Below are 18,974 nucleotides of genomic sequence, written 5' to 3' on the forward strand. Positions count from 1 at the left end.
TCTCCCGGTGAGCCTGAAAGCGAGTCGGCTTCCTTTGGAGGCAAGTTAGTGGATTGCAAATTTCTGTACAATAATTGAAATATCAAACTGTTTTTAACTTGAACGCAAAAATGAACTCCGTATCCGACGTCGCTTTTTTCCTGGAAGTCGTGAAGGCGGGCACCCTGTCCGGGGCGGCGCAAGAGCTTGGCGTGTCCACCGCCGCCGTCAGCCGGCGCTTGGCCAATCTTGAGGCTAGGCTCGGCATCAGGTTGCTGAACCGCACGACGAGACGGACGGCCGTCACGTATGAGGGCGAGTTGTATCTGGCGGAGGGGAAAAAGATTCTTGGGGAGCTGGAGGAGTTGGAGCAAAGGCTTGCCAGCGCCCAATCCGTCCCGAAAGGGTTGTTGCGCGTCAATGCGACTTTCGGTTTCGGCCGGCAATTCATCGCCCCGGCCATCGCGGATTTCGTCGAGATTTATCCCGATGTCGACGTTCAGCTATCCCTGTCGGACCGGCCGGCTAATCTGATCGAAGAAGGATTCGATGTCTGCATCCGCTTCGGCGACCTGCCGGATGCTCGAACCACGTCTAGGAAAATCGCCAGCAATCGCCGTCTGCTATGTGCATCGCCCGCTTATCTGGAACGTTTCGGCGTCCCGGCTTCCCCGATGGACCTGCAGCGCCACCGCTGCATCGTGATCCGGGAGAGCGATGAGACCTACGGCGCCTGGCACCTGCATTCAGGGGCCGCGCAAGCCAATGTGAAGGTTCGCGGGACGGTCTCGACCAACGATGGAGAAGCGGCGGTCAGCTGGGCATTGCGGGGGCTGGGGATATTGCTGCGCTCGGAGTGGAATGTCGCGCCTTATCTGCGCTCGGGACGGCTGCGGGAAGTGCTAGGAGACTGGCGGCTTCCGGCAGCCGACATTCACGCGGTCTATCCGATGAAGAACAACCTGTCGGCGAAAGTCCGGGCTTTCGTCAGTCATCTGGATAAGCACTTTGAGCCCTATCGGCCCAGGGAGGACGGCAAGAGCGGCTGGTAGCTTCTGCAAATGGGCAGTTTTTAACTGTTTGATAAGAAATGAATTTTATTTTCTATCTGTGATTGTTTCCACAGATTTGCCCCTGCTTTGTCATGCCAATGCCGCTCCACTACTGGTAGTGCTTGCTTGTTTCTTGAGCGCATCAACACGCGCCACAAGTTGGCTTGGATCTACCATCGTAGACATCGCTAGGTGGTTACGACCCCAAATAGCGCTATCCGTGGCATGGAATAAGCAGAGCGACATCATGGAGGGATTGGTAAACGTCATAAATAAAAGGGCTCAAATATGAGCTTGCTAGGTTAAGGAAATAGGCCTAGTCTGTTTGAATGGATTTCAAAGTTATTTATGCAATTCGTCGTGGATGCGGCCAGCCTACATTTTTCAAGATCACAAATTTCGTTGACAATTGAAAAGTAATCTGTGCAAAATCGACCTGCAAGATTTTCAAGCGTCATATCTATCGATACCTCGTTGCCCACCTAATTGGTCTTCATTGTTTCCTTATCTATTCCTTGATTATCATGCCTTTGGCAATTTCATGCCCTTACCGACACAAGGAGTACATTATGGAAACCGGTACCGTTAAATTTTTCAACGACGCAAAAGGTTTTGGTTTCATCACCCCTGACAATGGTGGCGATGATCTGTTCGCTCATTTTTCTGAAATTCGCGCTGATGGATTCAAATCCCTGCATGAAGGCCAAAAAGTGAGCTACACCCGAGCCATGGGCCAAAAAGGTCCGGCAGCATCCGGCATTCAGCCGCTCTAATCATTGCTGCTATCAAAAAGGCCCCTGAATGGGGCCTTTTTTTTGCCTGGGTCTTTTGCTTTTGGCAAGAAGTGGCGAAATAGAGCGTGAAAAAGCCGCCAAACCTTTGGTTTTGGCGGCTTTGCAATCTGATCAGATGCCGGCGTTGACGATGTCTTCGCGCGTCAGCAGGAAGACGAAGCCATCGCCGCTCTGCGTTTCCATCCACATGAAGGGCAGGGTGGGGAAGCATTCTTCCAGCATGTCGCGGTTGTGGCCGATTTCCACCAGCAGCACGCCGCGCTCATTGAGGAATTCCGGCGCGCGGCGCAGGATTTCGCGGGTGGCGTCCAGGCCGTCTTCGCCGGAGCCGAGCGCGATTTCCGGCTCGTGCAGATATTCTTCCGGCAGCTCCTCCACCGATTCGGCGTCGACGTAGGGCGGGTTGGAGATGATCAGGTCGTATTTTTCCTCAATCCCCTCGAACATGTCGGTATGGATCAGGTTGACGCGGTCCTGCAGGCCGTAGTGCTCGACGTTGACCGCAGCCACTTCCAGCGCGTCCAGCGAGATATCGACAGCGTCGACCTCAGCGTCCGGATAGTGGCTGGCCAGTTGGATGGCCAGGCAGCCGGAGCCGGTGCACAGGTCCAGCGCGCGGTGCACCAGTTCCGGGTGCTCGATCCACGGCGCCAGCGGCTCGCCCAGCAGTTCGTAGATGAAGGAGCGCGGCACCAGCACGCGTTCGTCGACATAGAAGTTGAACTCGCCCTGCCAGGCTTCGTTGGTGAGGTAGGCAACCGGCACCTTGTCCTCGGCGCGGCGGCGGATCAGCTCCACCACGCGTTCCACTTCCTCGGGCAGCAACCGAGCGTCCAGATAGGGCTCCAGCGCATCGATCGGCAGTTGCAGCGCGGACAGGATCAGGTAGGCCGCTTCGTCGTGCGCGTTGTGGGTGCCGTGGCCATAGGTGAGCTCGGCCTCGTTGAATCGCGTTACGGCGAAGCGCAGCAGGTCGCGCGCGGTGGTGAAGTGGCTGGCGGCCAGTTGGTACATGGGTTTCCTTTCAATGCAACGGGGACATGGATGCACCATGTCCCCTGACAGCGTAGTTCATGGGCCGCCGGGCGGCCCGGTCCTGCTTTAGAACGGTAGCTTGGCGTCGGTGGCGGTGGCCAGCACGCGGCGGAAGTCGCCCTTGATGCGTTCCAGCGCCTCCTCGGTGTCGGCTTCGAAGCGCAGCACGATCACCGGCGTGGTATTGGATGCGCGGGCCAGGCCGAAGCCATCCTTGTACTCTACGCGCAGGCCGTCCAGCGTGTTCACCTCTTCGGCGCCGTCGAACTTGGCGGACTCCTGCAGCTTGGAGATCAGCGCGTGGTTCTCGCCTTCCTTGGCCATCTTCAGGTTCAGCTCGGGAGTGGAGACGGCATTGGGCAGCGCGTTCAAGAGTTCGCTCGGATCTTCGACGCGGGACAGCACTTCCAGCAGGCGGGCGCCGGTGTAGATGCCGTCGTCGAAGCCGTACCAGCGCTCTTTGAAGAACACGTGGCCGCTCATTTCGCCGGCCAGCAGCGCGCCGGTTTCCTTGATCTTGGCCTTGATGAAGCTGTGGCCGGTGCGCGCCATCACCGGCACGCCGCCGTTCTTCTTGATCCAGGGCTTCAGCAGGCGAGTGGACTTGACGTCGAAGATCACCTTGGCCTTGGGATTGCGGTCCAGCACGTCGGCCGCGTACAGCATCAGCTGGCGGTCCGGCCAGATGATGTTGCCGTCCTTGGTGACCACGCCCAGGCGGTCGCCGTCGCCGTCGAAGGCCAGGCCGATCTCGGCGTCGGTCTTCTGCAGCGCCTCGATCAGGTCCTTCAGGTTTTCCGGCTTGGCCGGGTCCGGGTGGTGGTTCGGGAAATTGCCGTCCACGTCGCAGAACAGCTCGCGCACCTTGCAGCCCAGGCGGCGGTACAGCAGCGGGCCGAAAGCGCCGGCGACGCCATTGCCGCTGTCCACCACGATGTTCAGCGGGCGTTCCAGCTTGATGTCGGAGGTGATGCGTTCCAGATAGGCTTCCGCGATGTCTTCGGTGCCGTAGCCGCCTTCGCCTTCGGCGAGGTCGCCGTCGACGATGCGCTGATAGAGTTTCTGGATGTCCTCGCCGGCCAGGGTATCGCCGGCCAGCATCATCTTGAAGCCGTTGTAGTCGGGCGGATTGTGGCTGCCGGTCACCATCACGCCGGACAGGGTGCCCAGCTGGTGGGCGGCGAAGTACAGCATCGGGGTGGCGACGCGGCCGACATCGATCACGTCCACGCCGGCGGCGCGGATGCCTTCGGCCAGCGCCTCGCTCAGCTCGGGGCCGGACAGGCGGCCGTCGCGGCCGATCACGATGGCCTTGACCTTGCGGGCGATGGCTTCCGAGGCCACGGCCTGGCCGATTTGCCGCGCGACGGCGGCGGTCAGGGTTTTGCCGACGATGCCGCGGATGTCATACGCTTTGAAGATATCTTTGGATATTTTGTTCATGATGGCTTTGACGCGATATGAGGTTGGAGGGCGGAGGTGCGCCGCCCCGCTGGGGAGTCAGCCGCCGAGCTTCTGGCTCAAGGCGACCAACTGCTGTAATTTCTGCTTGGCTTTGCCGCTGTCCAAGGCTTCGCGCGCCATGGTAACACCGTCGGCCAGGCTTGGGGCGATATCGGCGGTGTAAATCGCCGCGCCGGCGTTGAACAGCACGATGTCGCGGGCGGGTCCCGGCTGGCCGTCCAATACCGACAGCAGGCGATCGCGGGATTGTTCGGCGGTGTTGGCGCGCAGGTCTTTCAGCTCGCAGGCGGCGAGGCCGAATTCGCCTGGCTCCAGCTGGTATTCCAGTATCTCGCCATTCTTGAGTTCCGCCACCATGCTGGGACCGGACAGTGTCAATTCGTCCAGGCCGTCGCTGCCGTGGACGACCATCACGTGCTTGCTGCCCAGTTGCTTCAGCACGCGGGACTGGATGCCCACTAGATCGGGGTGGAACACGCCCATCAACTGGTTGTCGGCGCCGGCCGGATTGGTCAGCGGCCCCAGGATGTTGAAGATGGTGCGCGCGCCCAGTTCCTTGCGGATCGGCGCCACGTGTTTCATCGCGCTGTTGTGGTTGGGCGCGAACATGAAGCCCAGGCCGATCTCGTCCAGGCACTGTCCCACTTGCTCAGCCGTCAGTTGCAGGTTGACGCCTAGCAGCTCCAGCACGTCGGCGCTGCCGGAGCTGGACGATACCGAACGGCCGCCATGCTTGGCTACGCGCGCGCCGGCGGCCGAGGCGACGAAGGCCGCGGTGGTGGAAATGTTGAAAGTGTGGGACTTGTCGCCGCCGGTGCCGCAGGTGTCCACCAGATGGTTGCGGTTGGACACCGGCACGTGGGTGGAGAATTCGCGCATCACGGTGGCGGCCGCGGCGATTTCCGACACCGACTCCACCTTGACCCTGAGGCCGATGAGGATGGCGGAAGTTTGCGCCGGCGTCAGTTCGCCGCGCATGATCTGGCGCATCAGAGCCAGCATTTCTTCGTAGAACAGTTCGTTGCCGTCGATCAGGCGGTTCAGCGCCGCTTGCGGGGTGATCATGTGGATTTCCTATCAGCTGTGGCGGGCGAGGTCGGCCAGCCTTTGCGTGTCGAGGTCGATTTCGCAGGCCAGCCGGGCGCGGGCCGCGCCGTTGCCGCTGGCGTAGCTGGCTTCCACCCAGTCGCAGTGCTGGCGGCGGTAGTCGCGGTAGGACTGGCGGGCGCGGCGCAGTTCGCGCGCGGCGTGGAAGCGGCCGTCGGTGGCGGCGTCCAGCTTGCGCATCGCGTCCAGCGCCTTGTCTTCCTGGGCGGTGAGCTGGCGGCCAGTTTCGCCGTGCCGTTGCTGCAGGCAGGCGGCGACGGCGGGACTGTCGGCCTTGCTTTGCTCGCAATCGTCCAGCGCGCCGGACCAGGCGGGGGAGGCCAGCAGGACGCCGAGCAGCAGCGGCGTCAATCGCATCAGGCGAATTCCTTCAGGAAGTTGTCCAGCATGCGGTGGCCATGCTCGGTGAGAATGGATTCCGGGTGGAACTGCACGCCCTCGATGGGCAGCGTCTTGTGGCGCACGCCCATGATCTCGCCGTCGTCGGTCCAGGCGGTGACTTCCAGGCAGTCCGGCAGCGTTTCGCGTTCGATCACCAGCGAGTGGTAGCGGGTGCAGGTGACCGGATTGGGGAGGCCATGGAACATGCCTTTGTCCAGATGGCTGACCGGCGACACCTTGCCGTGCATCAGTTGCTTGGCGTGGACGACCTTGCCGCCGAAAGCCTGGCCTATGCCCTGGTGGCCCAGGCATACGCCCATGATGGGCAGCTTGCCTGCGAAGTGCAGGATGGCCGGCACTGATACGCCGGCTTCGTTGGGCGTGCAGGGGCCGGGGGAGACCACCAGGTATTTTGGCTTCAGTTCTTCGATCTGCTGCAGGGTGATTTCATCGTTGCGGAACACCTTCACGTCCTGGCCCAGCTCGCCGAAGTACTGCACCAGGTTGTAGGTGAAGGAATCGTAATTGTCGATCATCAATAGCATGTTTGGCTTAATTCCTTGATTTTGCTGAATTCATAGTATTGCCGGCTATTTGATACCCCCGTTCATACCCCCAGTTTCGCTGGCTAGCGATGGACATTGCTCGGAGGGTGGGTTGCCAACACTATACCCCATAGTCGGCCGTCGCCGTCACCCCCGGAATCCGGCTTTGCCCCTCGGTGTCGCGGATGCTTATTTGGCGCTGCGGTTCAGCTGGTCGCCATAGCGCTCCATCCAGCCCGCCAGTTGCTGCAGCGGTTGCTGCAGCGTGCTGCCCAGCGCGGTGATCTGGTATTCGACGCGGGGCGGAACCTCGGCGTAAACCGTGCGCCGCACCAGGCCGCGCTGTTCGAAGGCGCGCAGCTGGCGGGTGAGCTCCTTCTGGGTGATGGTGCCGACCGCGCGCTGCAGTTCGCCGAAACGCACCGGTCGATCCATTACGATCAGGCGGTAGAGGATGGGGATCGCCCATTTGCCGGCGATCAGGTCGACGAATTGCAGCATCGGACAGGTGCTGGCCGAGGTGGTTTCCTGCAGGTTTTTCAGCGCCATGATGAATCATTAGTATCAATTTGCTACCTACTATACATTGCATACCCATGGATATGAAATGTCCGCCATGGCAAATCCCAGGAGGGCTCGATGAGGCGGCGGGAAGGAGAGTGGCCGTTGAGAGCGGACAGAGCAGGCGGCGTTGGCTTGAAACTCCAGGCAGCCTCGCATTGCCAATATGACGTTCGTGTTTATCGGCGATAGAATGGTCGGCATCAAAATGGAAGCGTCGCCTCATGAATGATCCCAAACCTGCCGTCCTGCGCGCCGCTGCAGCAAGCGAGGACGTGCGCTTGCGCCGCCGCGCGCTGCTGGCCGCAAGCGGCGCCCACGCGGTCCACGACGGCCTAACTGACCTGGTCTACGTGCTGCTGCCCATCTGGCAGGCGCAATTCGGTATCGGCTACGCGATGGTTGGCCTGCTGCGCGGCGCGTATTCCGGCGCGATGGCCGGCTTCCAGCTGCTGGCCAGCCGGCTGGCCAGGCGCTGGGGACGCAAGCGCATGCTGGTTGGCGGCACCGCGCTGGCGGGCATGGCCTATCTGTTGGCCGGCCAGGCGGGCGGCCTGGCGGTCCTGCTGCTGGCCTTGGCGCTGGGCGGCTTGGGCGCCAGCGTCCAGCATCCGCTGGCGTCTTCGCTGGTGGCGGACAGCCATGAGGCGGGCGGCGGCTCGCGGCAGGCGTTGGCGCAATACAATTTCGCCGGCGATATCGGCAAGACGCTGATCCCGGCGTTGACAGGCTTGCTGCTGACGGTGGCGAGCTGGCGGCTCAGCGTCAGCCTGATGGGTTTGCTGGGCTTGGCGGCGGCCGGGTTGCTGTGGCGACTGGTTCCGGACCGTTTGCCAAGCGCCGCGGCAAAGTCGGCGGCGCGCGCGGCGGGCAAGGGCTCGAGCGGCGGCTTGCGCGCCTTGCTGGCCACCGGCGCGATAGACAGCGCGGCGCGGATGGGCTTTCTGACTTTTCTCCCCTTCCTGCTGCAGAGCAAGGGGGCGGGTACGGCGGGCATCGGTTTGGCGCTGTCGCTGTTGTTCGTCGGCGGCGCGTTCGGCAAGCTGTTCTGCGGCTATCTGGGCGCGCACGTCGGCATGGTCAGGACGGTATGGCTGACCGAGGGGATGACCGCGCTGCTGATCGCGGCCAGCCTGGTTTTGCCGCTGTTTGGAACCATGGCGATGCTGCCCTTGCTGGGCCTGGCGCTGAACGGCACTTCGTCGGTGCTGTACGGCACGGTGCCGGAGCTGGCCGATGTCAGCGGGCGGGAACATGCGTTCGCCTTGTTCTACACCGGCACGATAGGCGGCGGCGCATTGTCGCCGGTGCTGTTCGGCCGTTTGGGCGATCTCGCCGGCGTGCCGACGGCGATGCTGGCGCTGTCGGCCTTCCTGCTGCTGACGCTGCCCTTGTCCTGGCGGGTGGGCAGGGACCTGGGTGCGTAAAAAAACGCCGGCATGAGCCGGCGTTTTGGGTTGGAAAGGTCAGGCGTCCAGCCCGTCCCGCACCATTTGAGCGGCGCGCAGCACCGCGCGCGCCTTGTTCTGCGTTTCCTGCCATTCCGATTGCGGCACCGAGTCGGCGACGATGCCGGCGCCGGACTGCACGTAGAGCATGCCGTTCTTCAACACCGCGGTGCGGATGGCGATGGCGAGATCCATGTCGCCGTTGAAGCCCAGGTAGCCCACTGCGCCGCCGTAGACGCCGCGTTTGGTCGGCTCGAACTCGTCGATGATCTGCATCGCCCGCACTTTGGGCGCGCCGGACAGCGTGCCGGCCGGAAAGGTGGCCTTGATCACGTCGATATTGCTGATCTTGCGGTCCACCTGGCCCTCCACGTTGGACACGATGTGCATCACGTGGGAATAGCGCTCGATCGCCATATTGTCGGTGATTTTCACGGTGCCGATGTCGGCGACGCGGCCGACATCGTTGCGGCCCAGGTCCATCAGCATCACGTGCTCGGCGATTTCCTTGGGATCGGCCAGCAGCTCGGCCGCCAGCGCTTCGTCGTGCTCGCGGCTATGGCCACGGGGGCGGGTGCCGGCGATCGGACGCACGGTCACGGTTTCGCCTTCGCGCCGCACCAGGATTTCCGGCGACGCGCCCACCACGTGGAAGTCGTCGAAGTGATAAAAGAACATGTACGGCGACGGGTTGAGGTTGCGCAGCGCGCGGTACAGCGCGATCGGCGAGCCGTGGTAGGGCTGCTGCATGCGCTGGGCCAGCACTACCTGCATGATGTCGCCGTCGTGGATATAGCGCTGACAGGACGCCACGGCTTCCTTGAACGCGTCCTCTCCGTATTCCGATACCGCCTCGCCTTCATGGGGCTGTGGCAGCGACAGCGGGATGGCCAGCGGCTCGCGCAGCTTGGCGCGCAGCTGGGCCAGCCGCGCCTTGGCTTTCTGCAGCGCGTTGGGCACTTCGGGATCGGCGTAAACCACCAGGTAGAGCTTGCCGGACAGGTTGTCCACCACGGCGATTTCTTCCGACAGCATCAGCAGAATGTCCGGCGTGCCCACCGGGTCCGGTTTCTGGACGTCGGCCAGGCGACGCTCCACATAGCGTATGGTGTCGTAGCCGAAGTAGCCGACCAGACCGCCGGAATAGCGCGGCAGGCCGGGCAACTCCGGGATGCGGAAACGGTGCTGGAAGGCTTCGATGAAGGCCAGCGGGTCGCCGTCGTGGCGCTCTATCACCTTGTCGCCGCATTCCACCTGCACCCGCTGGCTGTTGACGCGCAAGCGGGTGTCGGCCGGCAGGCCGATGATGGAATAGCGGCCGTGGCGCTCGCCGCCCACCACCGATTCCAGCAGGTAGCTGTACGGCTGGTTGGCGAGCTTCAGGTAGATGGACAGCGGGCTGTCCAGGTCGGCCAGCAGTTCCTGGGTGACGGGGATGCGGTTGTAGCCGGCGGCGGCCAGCTGGTCAAACTCTTGCGCTTGCATGCGGTTCTTCCTGTGTCTTGTCAGTTTGGGCGGGGTCGTGCGGGGCGTGGTCCGGGCGACGCCATCGCCAGCTGGCGGGGCAGGGAAGAAAGGCCATGGGCGTTTGAGTTCCTTCAGGGTTGACGGGATTCAGTCATTCTTCATCAAATCGTAGAGCTCGGCAACACTGTTTACCGTCAGGTCCGCGCCCAGCGTGGACGCGTCGGCGTAGCCGTAGCTGACGGCGATGGCCGCGCTGCCGGCTGCGCGCGCGGCGGCCACGTCGTTGGCGGAGTCGCCCACCATCGCCAGTTCCTGCGGCTGAATCCCCAGCACCTGGCAGCAATGCAGCAGCGGCAGCGCCGATGGTTTCTTCTCCGGTAGCGTATCGCCGCCGAGGATCAGGCTGAACAGGTCGCGCAGGCCCAGTTGCTCGGTTAATGGCACGGCCAGGCGTTCGGATTTATTGGTGATCATGACCAGCGGCAGCTTGAGGGCGCGCAGCAGGGCGAGGCCGTCCAGCACGCCGGGATAGACCGTGGTGCGGACCGCCAGACGCTCGCTGTAGCGCTGGACGAAGAAGCGGTAGCCGCGCTCCCACAGCGGGCCGTCGGCCTCGGCGTGGCGCTCGTCGGTGATGGCGCGGTGCACCAGGCTGGCGATGCCGTCGCCGACGTGGCTCTTGATCCGTTCGGGATCGAGCGGCGGCAGGCCCAGGTGCTCGCGCATCGCGTTGGCGGCGTCGGCGAGATCGGGAATGGAGTCGACCAGGGTGCCGTCCAGATCGAAGGCGACGGCTTTGATGTGCTTGAGATTCATATGTCTGCTTTGCTGCCGCGGCCGGCGGGCCGCGGCGGAATGGGTGATGCGGAGTGCCTAGAGCTCGCGGATGTCGACGACTTGCAACTGGCCGAAGGCTGGCGAAACCAGATAGTCGACGATCTTGCGCGCGGCGTCGCCCGGGCTGCTCAGCGCGCCGTCGGACTTCAGCGCGTCGAAGCGGGCCTTCTGTGGAAACTGGCCCTCGTCGCTGGCGCGGATATTGCCCTGCATGTCGGTGTCCACCACGCCAGGGTACAGCGCGACGATGCGCGCCGGATTGGCCTTGCCTTCCTGCTCCACGGCCACGCTGCGGCTGAAGTGATCCAGGCTGGCCTTGGTGGCGCAGTACACGCTCCAGCCCGGGTAGGCCTTGGCGGCGGCGCCGGAGGAGATGTTCAGGATGCGGCGGCGCGCCGGCAGATGATCGGTGGCGGACAGCAGAGCGTCTGTCGCCAGCAGCGGCGCGGTGACGTTGACGGCGACAGCTTTCACCACCTCGTCGGCCGGATAATGGCCGGCCTGGGCGATGGGCGTCACCACGCCGGCGTTGTTGATCAGCGTGATCGTCGCGCACTCCGGCAGCGGCAACTGCTGCAAAGCCGTGTGGACCGAGGCGGCGGCCTGCGCGGCGTCTGCCAGGTCGGCGTTGACGGCCAGCAGCCGCTCCGGATGGCGGGCGGCCAGCCCTTCCAGCGCTGGGCCGGCGTTGCGGGCGATGCCGACGACGAAATAGCCGTCGCTCAGCAGCGTTTCGCAGATGGCGTAACCCAGGCCGCGCGAGGCGCCGGTGACGATGAATGCATGCATTGCTTTACCCCTTGATGGTGGCGGAGGCCAGCCGCGCTCTCATGCCTGGACGCGGGCCAGCTCGGCGCGCATCGCGTCGATGACGGCCTTGTAGTCTTTCTGGCCGTAGATGGCGGAGCCGGCCACGAAGGTGTCGGCGCCGGCGGCGGCCACTTGGGCGATGTTGTCCACCTTGACGCCGCCGTCCACTTCCAGCCAGATTTCGCCGCCGCGCTTGGCGGTGTATTCGTCGATGCGCTGACGGACCTGCCGGATCTTTTCCAGCGCGTGCGGAATGAACGATTGTCCGCCGAAGCCCGGGTTCACCGACATGATCAGGATCATGTCCAGCTTGTCCATCACGTGGTCCAGGTAAGAGAGCGGCGTGGCGGGGTTGAACACCAGGCCGGCCTTACAGCCGGCGTCCTTGATCAGGCCCAGCGTGCGGTCGATGTGTTCCGAGCCTTCCGGATGGAAGGTGATGATGTCCGCGCCGGCCTTGGCGAAGGCGGCGGCCAGCGCATCCACGGGCTTCACCATCAGGTGGACGTCGATCGGGGCGCTGCTGTGGGGGCGGATGGCTTCGCAGAACATCGGGCCCATGGTCAGATTGGGGACGTAGTGGTTGTCCATCACATCGAAGTGGATGATGTCGGCGCCGGCGGCGATGACATCGCTGACTTCCTGGCCCAGGCGGGCGAAATCGGCGGACAGAATGCTGGGGGCGATACGGAAAGTGCGCATGGCGATTGCTCTGACATCGATAAACGAGGAATGCCCGGCATTCTACCGCGCCAAAAGCGGTTTGGCCGGATAAAATGAAAACCAAGATCAATCAGGAGAAGCCGAAATGGCCGACAAACTCTACCAGATGGAGGTGCGGGCGGAGCCGCAATACGTGGCGGACCAGTCCAGCGTCGCCAATGATGTCTATGTGTTCGCCTATCGCGTCCGCATCACCAATACCGGCAGCGAGCCGGCGCAACTGATCAGCCGCCACTGGATCATCACCGACGCCAACCAGCAGGTGCAGGAAGTGCGCGGCATGGGCGTGGTGGGCGAGCAGCCGCATCTCGATCCCGGCCAGGTGTTCGAATATTCCAGCGCCGCGCATATCACCACGCCGTACGGCAGCATGAAGGGCGTCTACCAGATGATGGCGGACGACGGCCAGCGTTTCGAGGCGTCCATTCCCGAAATGACGCTGGTGGCGCCGCGGGTGCTGCACTAATCGCTTTTACAGGAAGGGTCCTTGTCGTCGCGCGGCCAGGTCCACCAGACGATGAAGGTGGCGAGCCCGCCCGCTCCCAGCGCTTCCAGCAACAGAATCCACATGATGTCCGCCCCTTTATGAAGTGAAGTGCTATTTCACTTTGGGATAGGTCTTAGTCACAGGCAAACCTTATTTATGCGTATCACCCATAGCGGCCCGGTGCCGTCCGGCCGCAACGATTGGCAAACCATCCAGACCCTGCTGCCCTATCTGTGGGCGTTCAAGTGGCGAGTTTCCCTGGCCCTGGCCTGCATGGTGCTGGCCAAGGTAGCGGCGGTGACGGTGCCCTTGTACTTGAAGGACATCGTCGACCAGCTGTCGGTGCCGGCCACGCTGCTGGCCATCCCGGTGCTGGCGCTGACCGGCTACGGCGTGGCGCGGCTGCTGTCCGGCGTGCTGGGCGAACTGCGCGACGCGATCTTCGCCCGCGTGATCCAGGGCGCGGTGCGCAGCGTGGCGCGCAATGTGTTCCGCCACCTGTTCAAGCTGTCGCTGCGCTTCCACCTGGAGCGGCACACCGGCGGCATGAGCCGCGACATCGAGCGCGGCACCAAGGGCATAGGCTTTCTGCTGAATTTCACCGTGTTCAACATCCTGCCCACGCTGCTGGAAATCGGCATGGTGTCGGCCATTTTGCTGCACCGCTACTCGTGGGAGTTCGCGGTGGTGACGCTGGGCACCATCGGTTTCTATATCGGGTTCACGCTGCTGGTCACCGAATGGCGCACCGTCTACCGCCGCACGATGAACGACCTGGACTCCAAGGCCAACTCCAAGGCGATAGACGCGCTGCTGAATTACGAAACGGTCAAATACTTCAACAACGAGGAATACGAGTCCAAGCGCTATGACCGCAATCTGGAGGCCTGGGAGGCGTCGGCGATCAAGAACCAGGTATCGCTTTCGCTGCTGAACGCCGGCCAGGCGGCCATCATCGCCATCGGCGTCACGCTGGTGATGGTGCTGGCGGCGCGCGACGTGGCGGCGCACCGGATGACGGTGGGCGACGTGGTGCTGGTGGCCACCTTCATCACCCAGCTGTACGCGCCGCTGAACTTCCTGGGTTTCGTCTACCGCGAGATCAAGCATTCGCTGGCCGACATCGAGCGGATGTTCAAGTTGCTGGGCGTGGGCTTGGAGGTGGCGGATTCTGCCGACGCCAAGGCCTTGGCCACCCGGGCCGCGACGATACGTTTCGAGCGGGTCGGCTTCGCCTACGAATCCAAGCGGCAGATCCTGCATGATGTGGACTTCGCCATCCCGGCAGGCCAGACGCTGGCGGTGGTCGGCGCCAGCGGCGCCGGCAAGTCCACGCTGTCGCGGCTGATGTTCCGCTTCTACGACGCCACGTCAGGCGCGGTCAGGATCAACGGCGAGGACATCCGCGCGCTGACGCAGGATTCGCTGCGCGCCCATATCGGCATCGTGCCGCAGGACACCGTGCTGTTCAACGATACCGTCTATTACAACATCGCTTACGGCAAGCCCGGCGCGACGCGTGACGAGGTGATCGAGGCGGCGCGTTCCGCCCATATCCATGATTTCGTCAGCAGTCTGCCGGACGGCTACGACACCATGGTCGGCGAGCGCGGGTTGAAATTGTCGGGCGGCGAGAAGCAGCGCGTCGCCATCGCGCGCACCATTCTGAAGAATCCGCCGATACTGATCTTCGACGAGGCCACCAGCGCGCTGGATTCGCGCACCGAAAAGGCGATCCAGCGCGAGCTGACCGCCATCTCCGCCGACCGTACCACGCTGATCATTGCCCACCGGCTGTCCACCATCGTCGACGCCGACCGCATCCTGGTGCTGGACGCCGGCCGGGTGGTGGAACAGGGTAGCCATCGCGAACTGTTGGAACAGGGCGGCCGCTACGCTGAAATGTGGCGGCTGCAGCAGGAGGGCGAGGCGGTGGCGGACTAGGGGCTCGAGGCGAGCCTGCGTCCGGCGTCATCGGCCAGGCTGCGGCACGGGCGAGGCCTGGCCATGCTTGGCCAACGAGCACAGCGCGATCCCGCCGGCGATCAACAAGGCGCTGATCAGATGGAATGGATGGGTGGGCGTCTGCAGGAAGACTATGCTGAGCAGGCCGCCGCTGAGCGGTATCAGGTGGGAATAGATTTCGCCCCGGGTGGAGCCGATGGCGAGGATGCCCTTGTTCCAAAGCAAATAGGACAGCCAGGAAGGGAAGATGACCAGGTAGGCCACGCCGGCGATCAGGCCATATTGCCAATGGCCATCGGCGATGGCGGGCATTTTTCCGCCCAGGCTGAAAAACAGAATGGGCAGCAAGGCGATGGCGCCGATGGTCGCGCTGACGGCGACAAAGGCATTGCCATTTATTTCCTTGGGCTTGATGCGCAGGAAGGCGCAGTACAGGGCCCAGCTGATGGCGGAGCCCATGGTCCAAAGGTCGCCGCGGTTAAGCGAGCGCAGCGCTTCCGCATGGGTAAGGTTGCCCTGAAGAACCAGATAGGCGACTCCGATCGAGCTGAGAACGACGCCCCATATGCTTTGCTGCGCTATTCTTTCCTTGAAGAATATCTTGTTGATGATCAGCACCAGCGCGGGCGTGGTGGATAGATAGATGGCGGCATTCAGCGAAGATGTGTATTGCAGGCCGATATATAGCGTGATGGGAAATAAAACCTGGCCGCAAAGCGCCAGAAACACGACGGTGCCCATGGAGCGCTTCATTGCCGGCCATTGCGCCGCGACCTGACGGCGGTATAGGGCCAGCAACAGGGCGGCGGTCAATAGCCAGCGCGCGGCGGACAGGAATATCGGGTCCATGCTTTCCACCAGGATATGGCCGATGACGTAGTTTCCGCCCCAGAAGCAGGCGGCCAGGATCAGGCATAGATACGGCATGTTTACTCTCTCTCGATGCATTGCGCGCAGTCAGGGTAGCAAGCCGGGGACGGCGGCGAAATTGATATCGGGCAAGTATATTGTCTTTTATTTTCACGTCATCGCCGCGGCCTGGATCGATGCTAAGGCGTTTGTCCCGCCTGGATGGGGGCGCCAGGGAGAGAGTGATTTGACTGGCTTGCCTGAAGATGGATGGTTTTTGCTTGCGGCGGCGATTTTCCAGCCAGCCGCAGCCGGCATCCCAGTGGAATCGGTGGGAGGTGTATGGCGTACAGATATGCGCTGCTATCGGTTGTTGTGCTCTTTGCCGGGATGTCGCACGCGGAAGGCCGAAAGCTGACGCTGTGCTACGACAAATATCCGCCGTATGCGATAGGCGAGTTCGGCGAGGCGGCCAGCGGCGGCATCAAGGTGAAATTGCTGCAGGATATCGGCAAGCAGCTCGATATTCTGGTCGCGGTCAAGATACTGCCTTGGAAGCGTTGCCTGAGCGCGGCCAAGGATGGCCTGGTGGATGGCATTCTTCCGCTATACAAGACGCCTGAGCGGGAGCAATTCATGGCGTTCTCCTTGCCCGTCATGCGGCAATACAACTGTTTTCTTTATAAAAAAAGCGCATTCCGCGGCCGGGTGGATTGGACCGATTATCAGGCTTTGAAAGATCATCACCTGGGAATGGAAATCGGCTCGGTCGTCGACAAGGATATGGAGGCGATATTCGAGTCCGCTCATCCGATCGAACGGGCGGCGGATTCCATAACCTTGATGAAGATGATGGATTCAGGCCGCATCGATCTCGCCACCATAGACTCCAACGTCGGGAAGTATCTGGTCAATCAGCAGGGCGTCGCTGACGCGATAGGCGTTTCCGATGTGCCGATCGGCAAGCTGTCCTACGCCGCGTTTGGATTTTCCAAGGCGTCGGGAGCGGACAGGTGGGTCGCCGAATTCAACAAGGTCATCGAGAAAATGCGCAAGGCGGGGCTATTGGAAAAGCTAGAGGCCCAGACGTCTAAGTAGGACGCGGAGAGGGCCTCGTTTTCGCGGGCCGGCCGGCGGCGCTTGGCCACCTCTTAGACGGGGCTGGCCGTGTTTTGCAGCACGGTGCGGTAGCCGTCGTGGTCGACGAATGTGGCGCCGTGGACGTTCCAGTAAGGATTGGCCGAGGGCTGCTGGGCAAAGCCGGCTGCGCGCATGCAGGCGCAGGCGGCCTCCCATTCGGCGTGGTCGGGGAGGTAGAGCACCAGCAGATCTTCAACTGTCGGGCTGGGGTGCGCCGGGTGGCGATGGCTGACGACGAATTCCAGATGGTAGCCGGCGCCGGGCAGGCCCAGCATTACGCCGTCGAAACCTTCATGATCCTTGAAGCTGCCCAACTGCTGCAGATTCAGGCCTTCGCAATACATCGCCTTGCTGAGGTTGAGATTGCCGACCGGGCGGGCGATGCGCAACTGGGGCGTGTGCTTGTACATGGCGATGGAGGCGGGTGGTTTGGGGATGCCTTCATCATGGCATGAGGGAGGACGCTCAGCCAGCTTTCCCCGCCTTGATGCGCTTCATTTCCTCCATCACCAGCGCGCCCTGGCGCAGCGCCTCCCGCAGCCCGTCGGCTTGCGGCAGGCCGGCAAACTCCAGCGATGGGTCCAGCGCGGCCAGCGCGCGGCGGACGCTGGCGCAGACATCTGCGGCGGCGGTGAAGTCGGCGGGGCCCATCACCTTGCCGTTGCGGATGCGGCGATAGTAGGCGCGGGTGGAGTTCAGATACTGGGCGGCGGTCTCCTGGCCGTCCAGCCGGCCTTCCTCCGCCAGTGTTTCCAGCAGTCCGACCAGTTGGCGGCAAGCTTCCTCGGCCTGGGCGTTGCGCTGCTCTTGCACGCGGCGTTGCTGTTGTCCCGGTTTCGGGGCGGCGGTTTTCTTGTTGCGCTCGGCCATTGTCGTGTCCTTGGTCTGCTGAGCGCGCATTCTAGCGGCGGGCGAGGCTGGCGTCTAATTCATGCAGTTCGAATCGGGCCAGATGGTCGAAGCCGGAGGGCAGCGACACCTCGACGAAATCCTGAAGACAGAACAGCGTGAGCTTGCCGCCGTAGACGGCCCCGGTGTCCAGATGCATCACGTTGTCGTAGAGAACGGCGTCAGGCTGGGGCGTATGGCCCGCCAGGACCAGATCGATGCCGGCCACCGTGCCGGCGCCGCCGTTCCGGGCGCGCTCGCGGGACCACAGCAGCGCGTCGCGGTCCTGCTCGTCGAGATCGCCGGCCTCCAGGCGGGCGGCCAGCGCGGTCCAGTCGTTGCCGGGGCAATCGGCGTGGAGCACGCCGATTTTGCCTCCCTCTACCTCCACTTCCAGCGCCAGCGGCAGCCGGGACAGGGCTGCGGCGCAGGCGTCCAGCTCGGCCGGGCTCAGTTCGGCCAGCCAGCGGCCGCCATTGCGCAGATGGCGCTCCTGATCCTCCAGAGGGTTGCGCATCGCGTCGAGCGCCATCTGCTCATGGTTGCCGCGCACCGCGTAAAACCAGGGCTGGGCCAGCCATTCCGTCACCATCGGGCTGTCCGGCCCTCTATCCACCAGGTCGCCCACCGACAGCAGCCGGTCGCGAGCGGGATCGAAGGCGACGATCTTGAGCAGGCGGGACAGCTGGGCGAAGCAGCCATGCACGTCGCCGACTGCCCAGTCCCGGCCTTGGGTGTTGCGAGGCAGTTTTTCGATCAGCATGGCGGCGCGCTCCAGGCGGTTTTCTCAGCGGGCCATCCAGTCCCGGCAGAACTCGTCGCGGAAGTGGATCAGCCACTCCAGCTTCCGCTCGGCCATGTCGCGTCCGGCCTCGGTCTGCATCATGCCGGGCAGCCTGGCCAGCTTGACGTCGATATGGTCGATCGCCCAGGCCTGGTCGTCCAGGCCGCGCTGCTCGGCCATCGGGTCGAGCGGGTGGGCCAGCGCGCGGCCCATGCGGCCGGACACGTAGAACATGCGGGCCAGGCCCACCGGTCCCAGCGCGTCCATCCGGTCTGCGTCTTGCACGATCTTGGCTTCCAAGGTGCGAGGCGGAATGGCGGCGGAGTAGCTGTGCGCCTCGATGGCGTGGGCCAGGTTGTCCAGCTGGGCGCCGGACAGGCCGCTGTCGGCCAGCAACTGGCGCGCGCGCTCGGCCGACCAGTGCGAGGCGAGCTGGCGTTGAGGATGGTTTTTGGGCAGGTTGACCAGGTCGTGCAGGTAGCTGCCGGCCATGACGACGATGGGGTCGGCCTCGGGGTAGTGGACCAGCAGCTTGCGCGCGACGGCCCAGACGCGATGGAGGTGGCTGAGGTCATGGGCGCCGTCGTCGTCCGGCGGCTGGCTTTCCAGCAAGGCGATCAGGCGTTGCTGCCATTCGGTCTGTTGCTGCGGGGTCATG

The 18,974-nt window shown here is 63.3% G+C and carries 21 protein-coding genes; 6 read left to right on the plus strand and 15 right to left on the minus strand.

Annotated elements, in window-relative coordinates; translation table 11 throughout:
* Positions 1-110: 110 nt before the first annotated feature.
* The gene (locus tag ACX17K_RS00655; protein WP_493773259.1) at positions 111-1,031 is read left to right on the plus strand and encodes a LysR family transcriptional regulator; all 921 of its coding nucleotides are present in this window, start codon (positions 111-113) and stop codon (positions 1,029-1,031) included.
* 569 nt (positions 1,032-1,600) lie between these two features.
* Entirely contained in the window at positions 1,601-1,804 is a 204-nt protein-coding gene (locus ACX17K_RS00660; RefSeq protein WP_021476955.1) for a cold-shock protein, read from the plus strand.
* 132 nt (positions 1,805-1,936) lie between these two features.
* Here the strand turns inward: ACX17K_RS00660 and prmB are convergent, their stop codons facing one another.
* From prmB to ACX17K_RS00690, 6 genes are all read right to left on the minus strand, one after another.
* Positions 1,937-2,839 (minus strand): 50S ribosomal protein L3 N(5)-glutamine methyltransferase, encoded by a 903-nt coding sequence (prmB, locus tag ACX17K_RS00665; protein ID WP_493773260.1) that lies wholly within the window; start codon positions 2,837-2,839, stop codon positions 1,937-1,939.
* A gap of 87 nt (positions 2,840-2,926) precedes the next feature.
* Complete coding sequence (locus tag ACX17K_RS00670) at positions 2,927-4,303, minus strand: phosphomannomutase/phosphoglucomutase (protein WP_104947063.1); 1,377 nt, start codon at positions 4,301-4,303, stop codon at positions 2,927-2,929.
* Between the two features lie 57 nt (positions 4,304-4,360).
* Positions 4,361-5,389, minus strand: coding sequence for an anthranilate phosphoribosyltransferase (gene trpD / locus ACX17K_RS00675; RefSeq protein ID WP_493773261.1), 1,029 nt, complete (start codon positions 5,387-5,389; stop codon positions 4,361-4,363).
* 12 nt (positions 5,390-5,401) lie between these two features.
* Positions 5,402-5,788 (minus strand): lysozyme inhibitor LprI family protein, encoded by a 387-nt coding sequence (locus tag ACX17K_RS00680; RefSeq protein WP_493773262.1) that lies wholly within the window; start codon positions 5,786-5,788, stop codon positions 5,402-5,404.
* Positions 5,788-6,357, minus strand: coding sequence for an aminodeoxychorismate/anthranilate synthase component II (locus tag ACX17K_RS00685; protein ID WP_166441555.1), 570 nt, complete (start codon positions 6,355-6,357; stop codon positions 5,788-5,790). The genes ACX17K_RS00680 and ACX17K_RS00685 overlap by 1 nt, the downstream gene beginning before the upstream one ends.
* A gap of 189 nt (positions 6,358-6,546) precedes the next feature.
* A complete protein-coding gene (locus tag ACX17K_RS00690) occupies positions 6,547-6,906 on the minus strand; it encodes a winged helix-turn-helix transcriptional regulator (protein WP_493773263.1) in 360 nt (119 codons plus the stop codon).
* 236 nt (positions 6,907-7,142) lie between these two features.
* On the opposite strand from ACX17K_RS00690, the gene ACX17K_RS00695 reads away from it, so the two are divergent.
* A complete protein-coding gene (locus ACX17K_RS00695; protein WP_493773264.1) occupies positions 7,143-8,345 on the plus strand; it encodes an MFS transporter in 1,203 nt (400 codons plus the stop codon).
* A gap of 39 nt (positions 8,346-8,384) precedes the next feature.
* On the opposite strand, the gene trpE is transcribed toward ACX17K_RS00695, so the two are convergent.
* The 4 genes from trpE to rpe form a co-directional block, all read right to left on the minus strand.
* Positions 8,385-9,851: an anthranilate synthase component I gene (gene trpE, locus ACX17K_RS00700; protein ID WP_493773265.1), complete on the minus strand. Its 1,467-nt coding sequence runs from the start codon at positions 9,849-9,851 to the stop codon at positions 8,385-8,387.
* Positions 9,852-9,980: 129 nt separating this feature from the next.
* Complete coding sequence (locus ACX17K_RS00705; RefSeq protein WP_231153972.1) at positions 9,981-10,649, minus strand: phosphoglycolate phosphatase; 669 nt, start codon at positions 10,647-10,649, stop codon at positions 9,981-9,983.
* A 57-nt stretch (positions 10,650-10,706) separates the two neighbouring features.
* Complete coding sequence (locus ACX17K_RS00710) at positions 10,707-11,459, minus strand: SDR family oxidoreductase (protein ID WP_493773266.1); 753 nt, start codon at positions 11,457-11,459, stop codon at positions 10,707-10,709.
* 39 nt (positions 11,460-11,498) lie between these two features.
* Complete coding sequence (gene rpe, locus ACX17K_RS00715; RefSeq protein WP_021475401.1) at positions 11,499-12,182, minus strand: ribulose-phosphate 3-epimerase; 684 nt, start codon at positions 12,180-12,182, stop codon at positions 11,499-11,501.
* A 106-nt stretch (positions 12,183-12,288) separates the two neighbouring features.
* Here rpe and apaG point away from each other — a divergent pair, with 106 nt between their 5' ends.
* Both apaG and ACX17K_RS00725 read left to right on the plus strand, forming a co-directional pair.
* Positions 12,289-12,669, plus strand: coding sequence for a Co2+/Mg2+ efflux facilitator ApaG/CorD (gene apaG, locus ACX17K_RS00720; protein ID WP_021475402.1), 381 nt, complete (start codon positions 12,289-12,291; stop codon positions 12,667-12,669).
* Positions 12,670-12,846: 177 nt separating this feature from the next.
* Positions 12,847-14,634 carry an ABCB family ABC transporter ATP-binding protein/permease gene (locus ACX17K_RS00725; RefSeq protein WP_493773267.1) on the plus strand — a complete coding sequence of 596 codons (1,788 nt, stop codon included), beginning with the start codon at positions 12,847-12,849 and terminating at the stop codon, positions 14,632-14,634.
* A 27-nt stretch (positions 14,635-14,661) separates the two neighbouring features.
* Here the strand turns inward: ACX17K_RS00725 and ACX17K_RS00730 are convergent, their stop codons facing one another.
* Positions 14,662-15,582, minus strand: coding sequence for a DMT family transporter (locus ACX17K_RS00730; RefSeq protein WP_493773268.1), 921 nt, complete (start codon positions 15,580-15,582; stop codon positions 14,662-14,664).
* 264 nt (positions 15,583-15,846) lie between these two features.
* Between ACX17K_RS00730 and ACX17K_RS00735 the strand changes: the two genes are divergently transcribed.
* Entirely contained in the window at positions 15,847-16,602 is a 756-nt protein-coding gene (locus ACX17K_RS00735; protein WP_493773269.1) for a substrate-binding periplasmic protein, read from the plus strand.
* A gap of 53 nt (positions 16,603-16,655) precedes the next feature.
* Here the strand turns inward: ACX17K_RS00735 and ACX17K_RS00740 are convergent, their stop codons facing one another.
* The 4 genes from ACX17K_RS00740 to ACX17K_RS00755 are packed head-to-tail and all read right to left on the minus strand — an operon-like array spanning position 16,656 to position 18,973.
* Positions 16,656-17,054, minus strand: coding sequence for a VOC family protein (locus ACX17K_RS00740; protein WP_021475406.1), 399 nt, complete (start codon positions 17,052-17,054; stop codon positions 16,656-16,658).
* A gap of 55 nt (positions 17,055-17,109) precedes the next feature.
* Positions 17,110-17,514: a hypothetical protein gene (locus ACX17K_RS00745; RefSeq protein ID WP_493773270.1), complete on the minus strand. Its 405-nt coding sequence runs from the start codon at positions 17,512-17,514 to the stop codon at positions 17,110-17,112.
* 31 nt (positions 17,515-17,545) lie between these two features.
* Entirely contained in the window at positions 17,546-18,295 is a 750-nt protein-coding gene (locus ACX17K_RS00750) for a metallophosphoesterase (RefSeq protein ID WP_493773271.1), read from the minus strand.
* Between the two features lie 24 nt (positions 18,296-18,319).
* Entirely contained in the window at positions 18,320-18,973 is a 654-nt protein-coding gene (locus ACX17K_RS00755; protein ID WP_493773272.1) for an HD domain-containing protein, read from the minus strand.
* Between the last annotated feature and the right edge of the window lies 1 nt (position 18,974).

This window comes from Chromobacterium sp. INPA-IVC, assembly GCF_059047085.1.

Bases quoted from the DNA above. Each gene is read 5' to 3' on its own strand.
- ACX17K_RS00655 (WP_493773259.1), top strand. From the start codon at position 111: ATGAACTCCGTATCCGACGTCGCTTTTTTCCTGGAAGTCGTGAAGGCG.
- ACX17K_RS00660 (WP_021476955.1), top strand. From the start codon at position 1,601: ATGGAAACCGGTACCGTTAAATTTTTCAACGACGCAAAAGGTTTTGGT.
- prmB (WP_493773260.1), bottom strand. From the start codon at position 2,839: ATGTACCAACTGGCCGCCAGCCACTTCACCACCGCGCGCGACCTGCTG.
- ACX17K_RS00670 (WP_104947063.1), bottom strand. From the start codon at position 4,303: ATGAACAAAATATCCAAAGATATCTTCAAAGCGTATGACATCCGCGGC.
- trpD (WP_493773261.1), bottom strand. From the start codon at position 5,389: ATGATCACCCCGCAAGCGGCGCTGAACCGCCTGATCGACGGCAACGAA.
- ACX17K_RS00680 (WP_493773262.1), bottom strand. From the start codon at position 5,788: ATGCGATTGACGCCGCTGCTGCTCGGCGTCCTGCTGGCCTCCCCCGCC.
- ACX17K_RS00685 (WP_166441555.1), bottom strand. From the start codon at position 6,357: ATGCTATTGATGATCGACAATTACGATTCCTTCACCTACAACCTGGTG.
- ACX17K_RS00690 (WP_493773263.1), bottom strand. From the start codon at position 6,906: ATGGCGCTGAAAAACCTGCAGGAAACCACCTCGGCCAGCACCTGTCCG.
- ACX17K_RS00695 (WP_493773264.1), top strand. From the start codon at position 7,143: ATGAATGATCCCAAACCTGCCGTCCTGCGCGCCGCTGCAGCAAGCGAG.
- trpE (WP_493773265.1), bottom strand. From the start codon at position 9,851: ATGCAAGCGCAAGAGTTTGACCAGCTGGCCGCCGCCGGCTACAACCGC.
- ACX17K_RS00705 (WP_231153972.1), bottom strand. From the start codon at position 10,649: ATGAATCTCAAGCACATCAAAGCCGTCGCCTTCGATCTGGACGGCACC.
- ACX17K_RS00710 (WP_493773266.1), bottom strand. From the start codon at position 11,459: ATGCATGCATTCATCGTCACCGGCGCCTCGCGCGGCCTGGGTTACGCC.
- rpe (WP_021475401.1), bottom strand. From the start codon at position 12,182: ATGCGCACTTTCCGTATCGCCCCCAGCATTCTGTCCGCCGATTTCGCC.
- apaG (WP_021475402.1), top strand. From the start codon at position 12,289: ATGGCCGACAAACTCTACCAGATGGAGGTGCGGGCGGAGCCGCAATAC.
- ACX17K_RS00725 (WP_493773267.1), top strand. From the start codon at position 12,847: ATGCGTATCACCCATAGCGGCCCGGTGCCGTCCGGCCGCAACGATTGG.
- ACX17K_RS00730 (WP_493773268.1), bottom strand. From the start codon at position 15,582: ATGCCGTATCTATGCCTGATCCTGGCCGCCTGCTTCTGGGGCGGAAAC.
- ACX17K_RS00735 (WP_493773269.1), top strand. From the start codon at position 15,847: ATGGCGTACAGATATGCGCTGCTATCGGTTGTTGTGCTCTTTGCCGGG.
- ACX17K_RS00740 (WP_021475406.1), bottom strand. From the start codon at position 17,054: ATGTACAAGCACACGCCCCAGTTGCGCATCGCCCGCCCGGTCGGCAAT.
- ACX17K_RS00745 (WP_493773270.1), bottom strand. From the start codon at position 17,514: ATGGCCGAGCGCAACAAGAAAACCGCCGCCCCGAAACCGGGACAACAG.
- ACX17K_RS00750 (WP_493773271.1), bottom strand. From the start codon at position 18,295: ATGCTGATCGAAAAACTGCCTCGCAACACCCAAGGCCGGGACTGGGCA.
- ACX17K_RS00755 (WP_493773272.1), bottom strand. From the start codon at position 18,973: ATGACCCCGCAGCAACAGACCGAATGGCAGCAACGCCTGATCGCCTTG.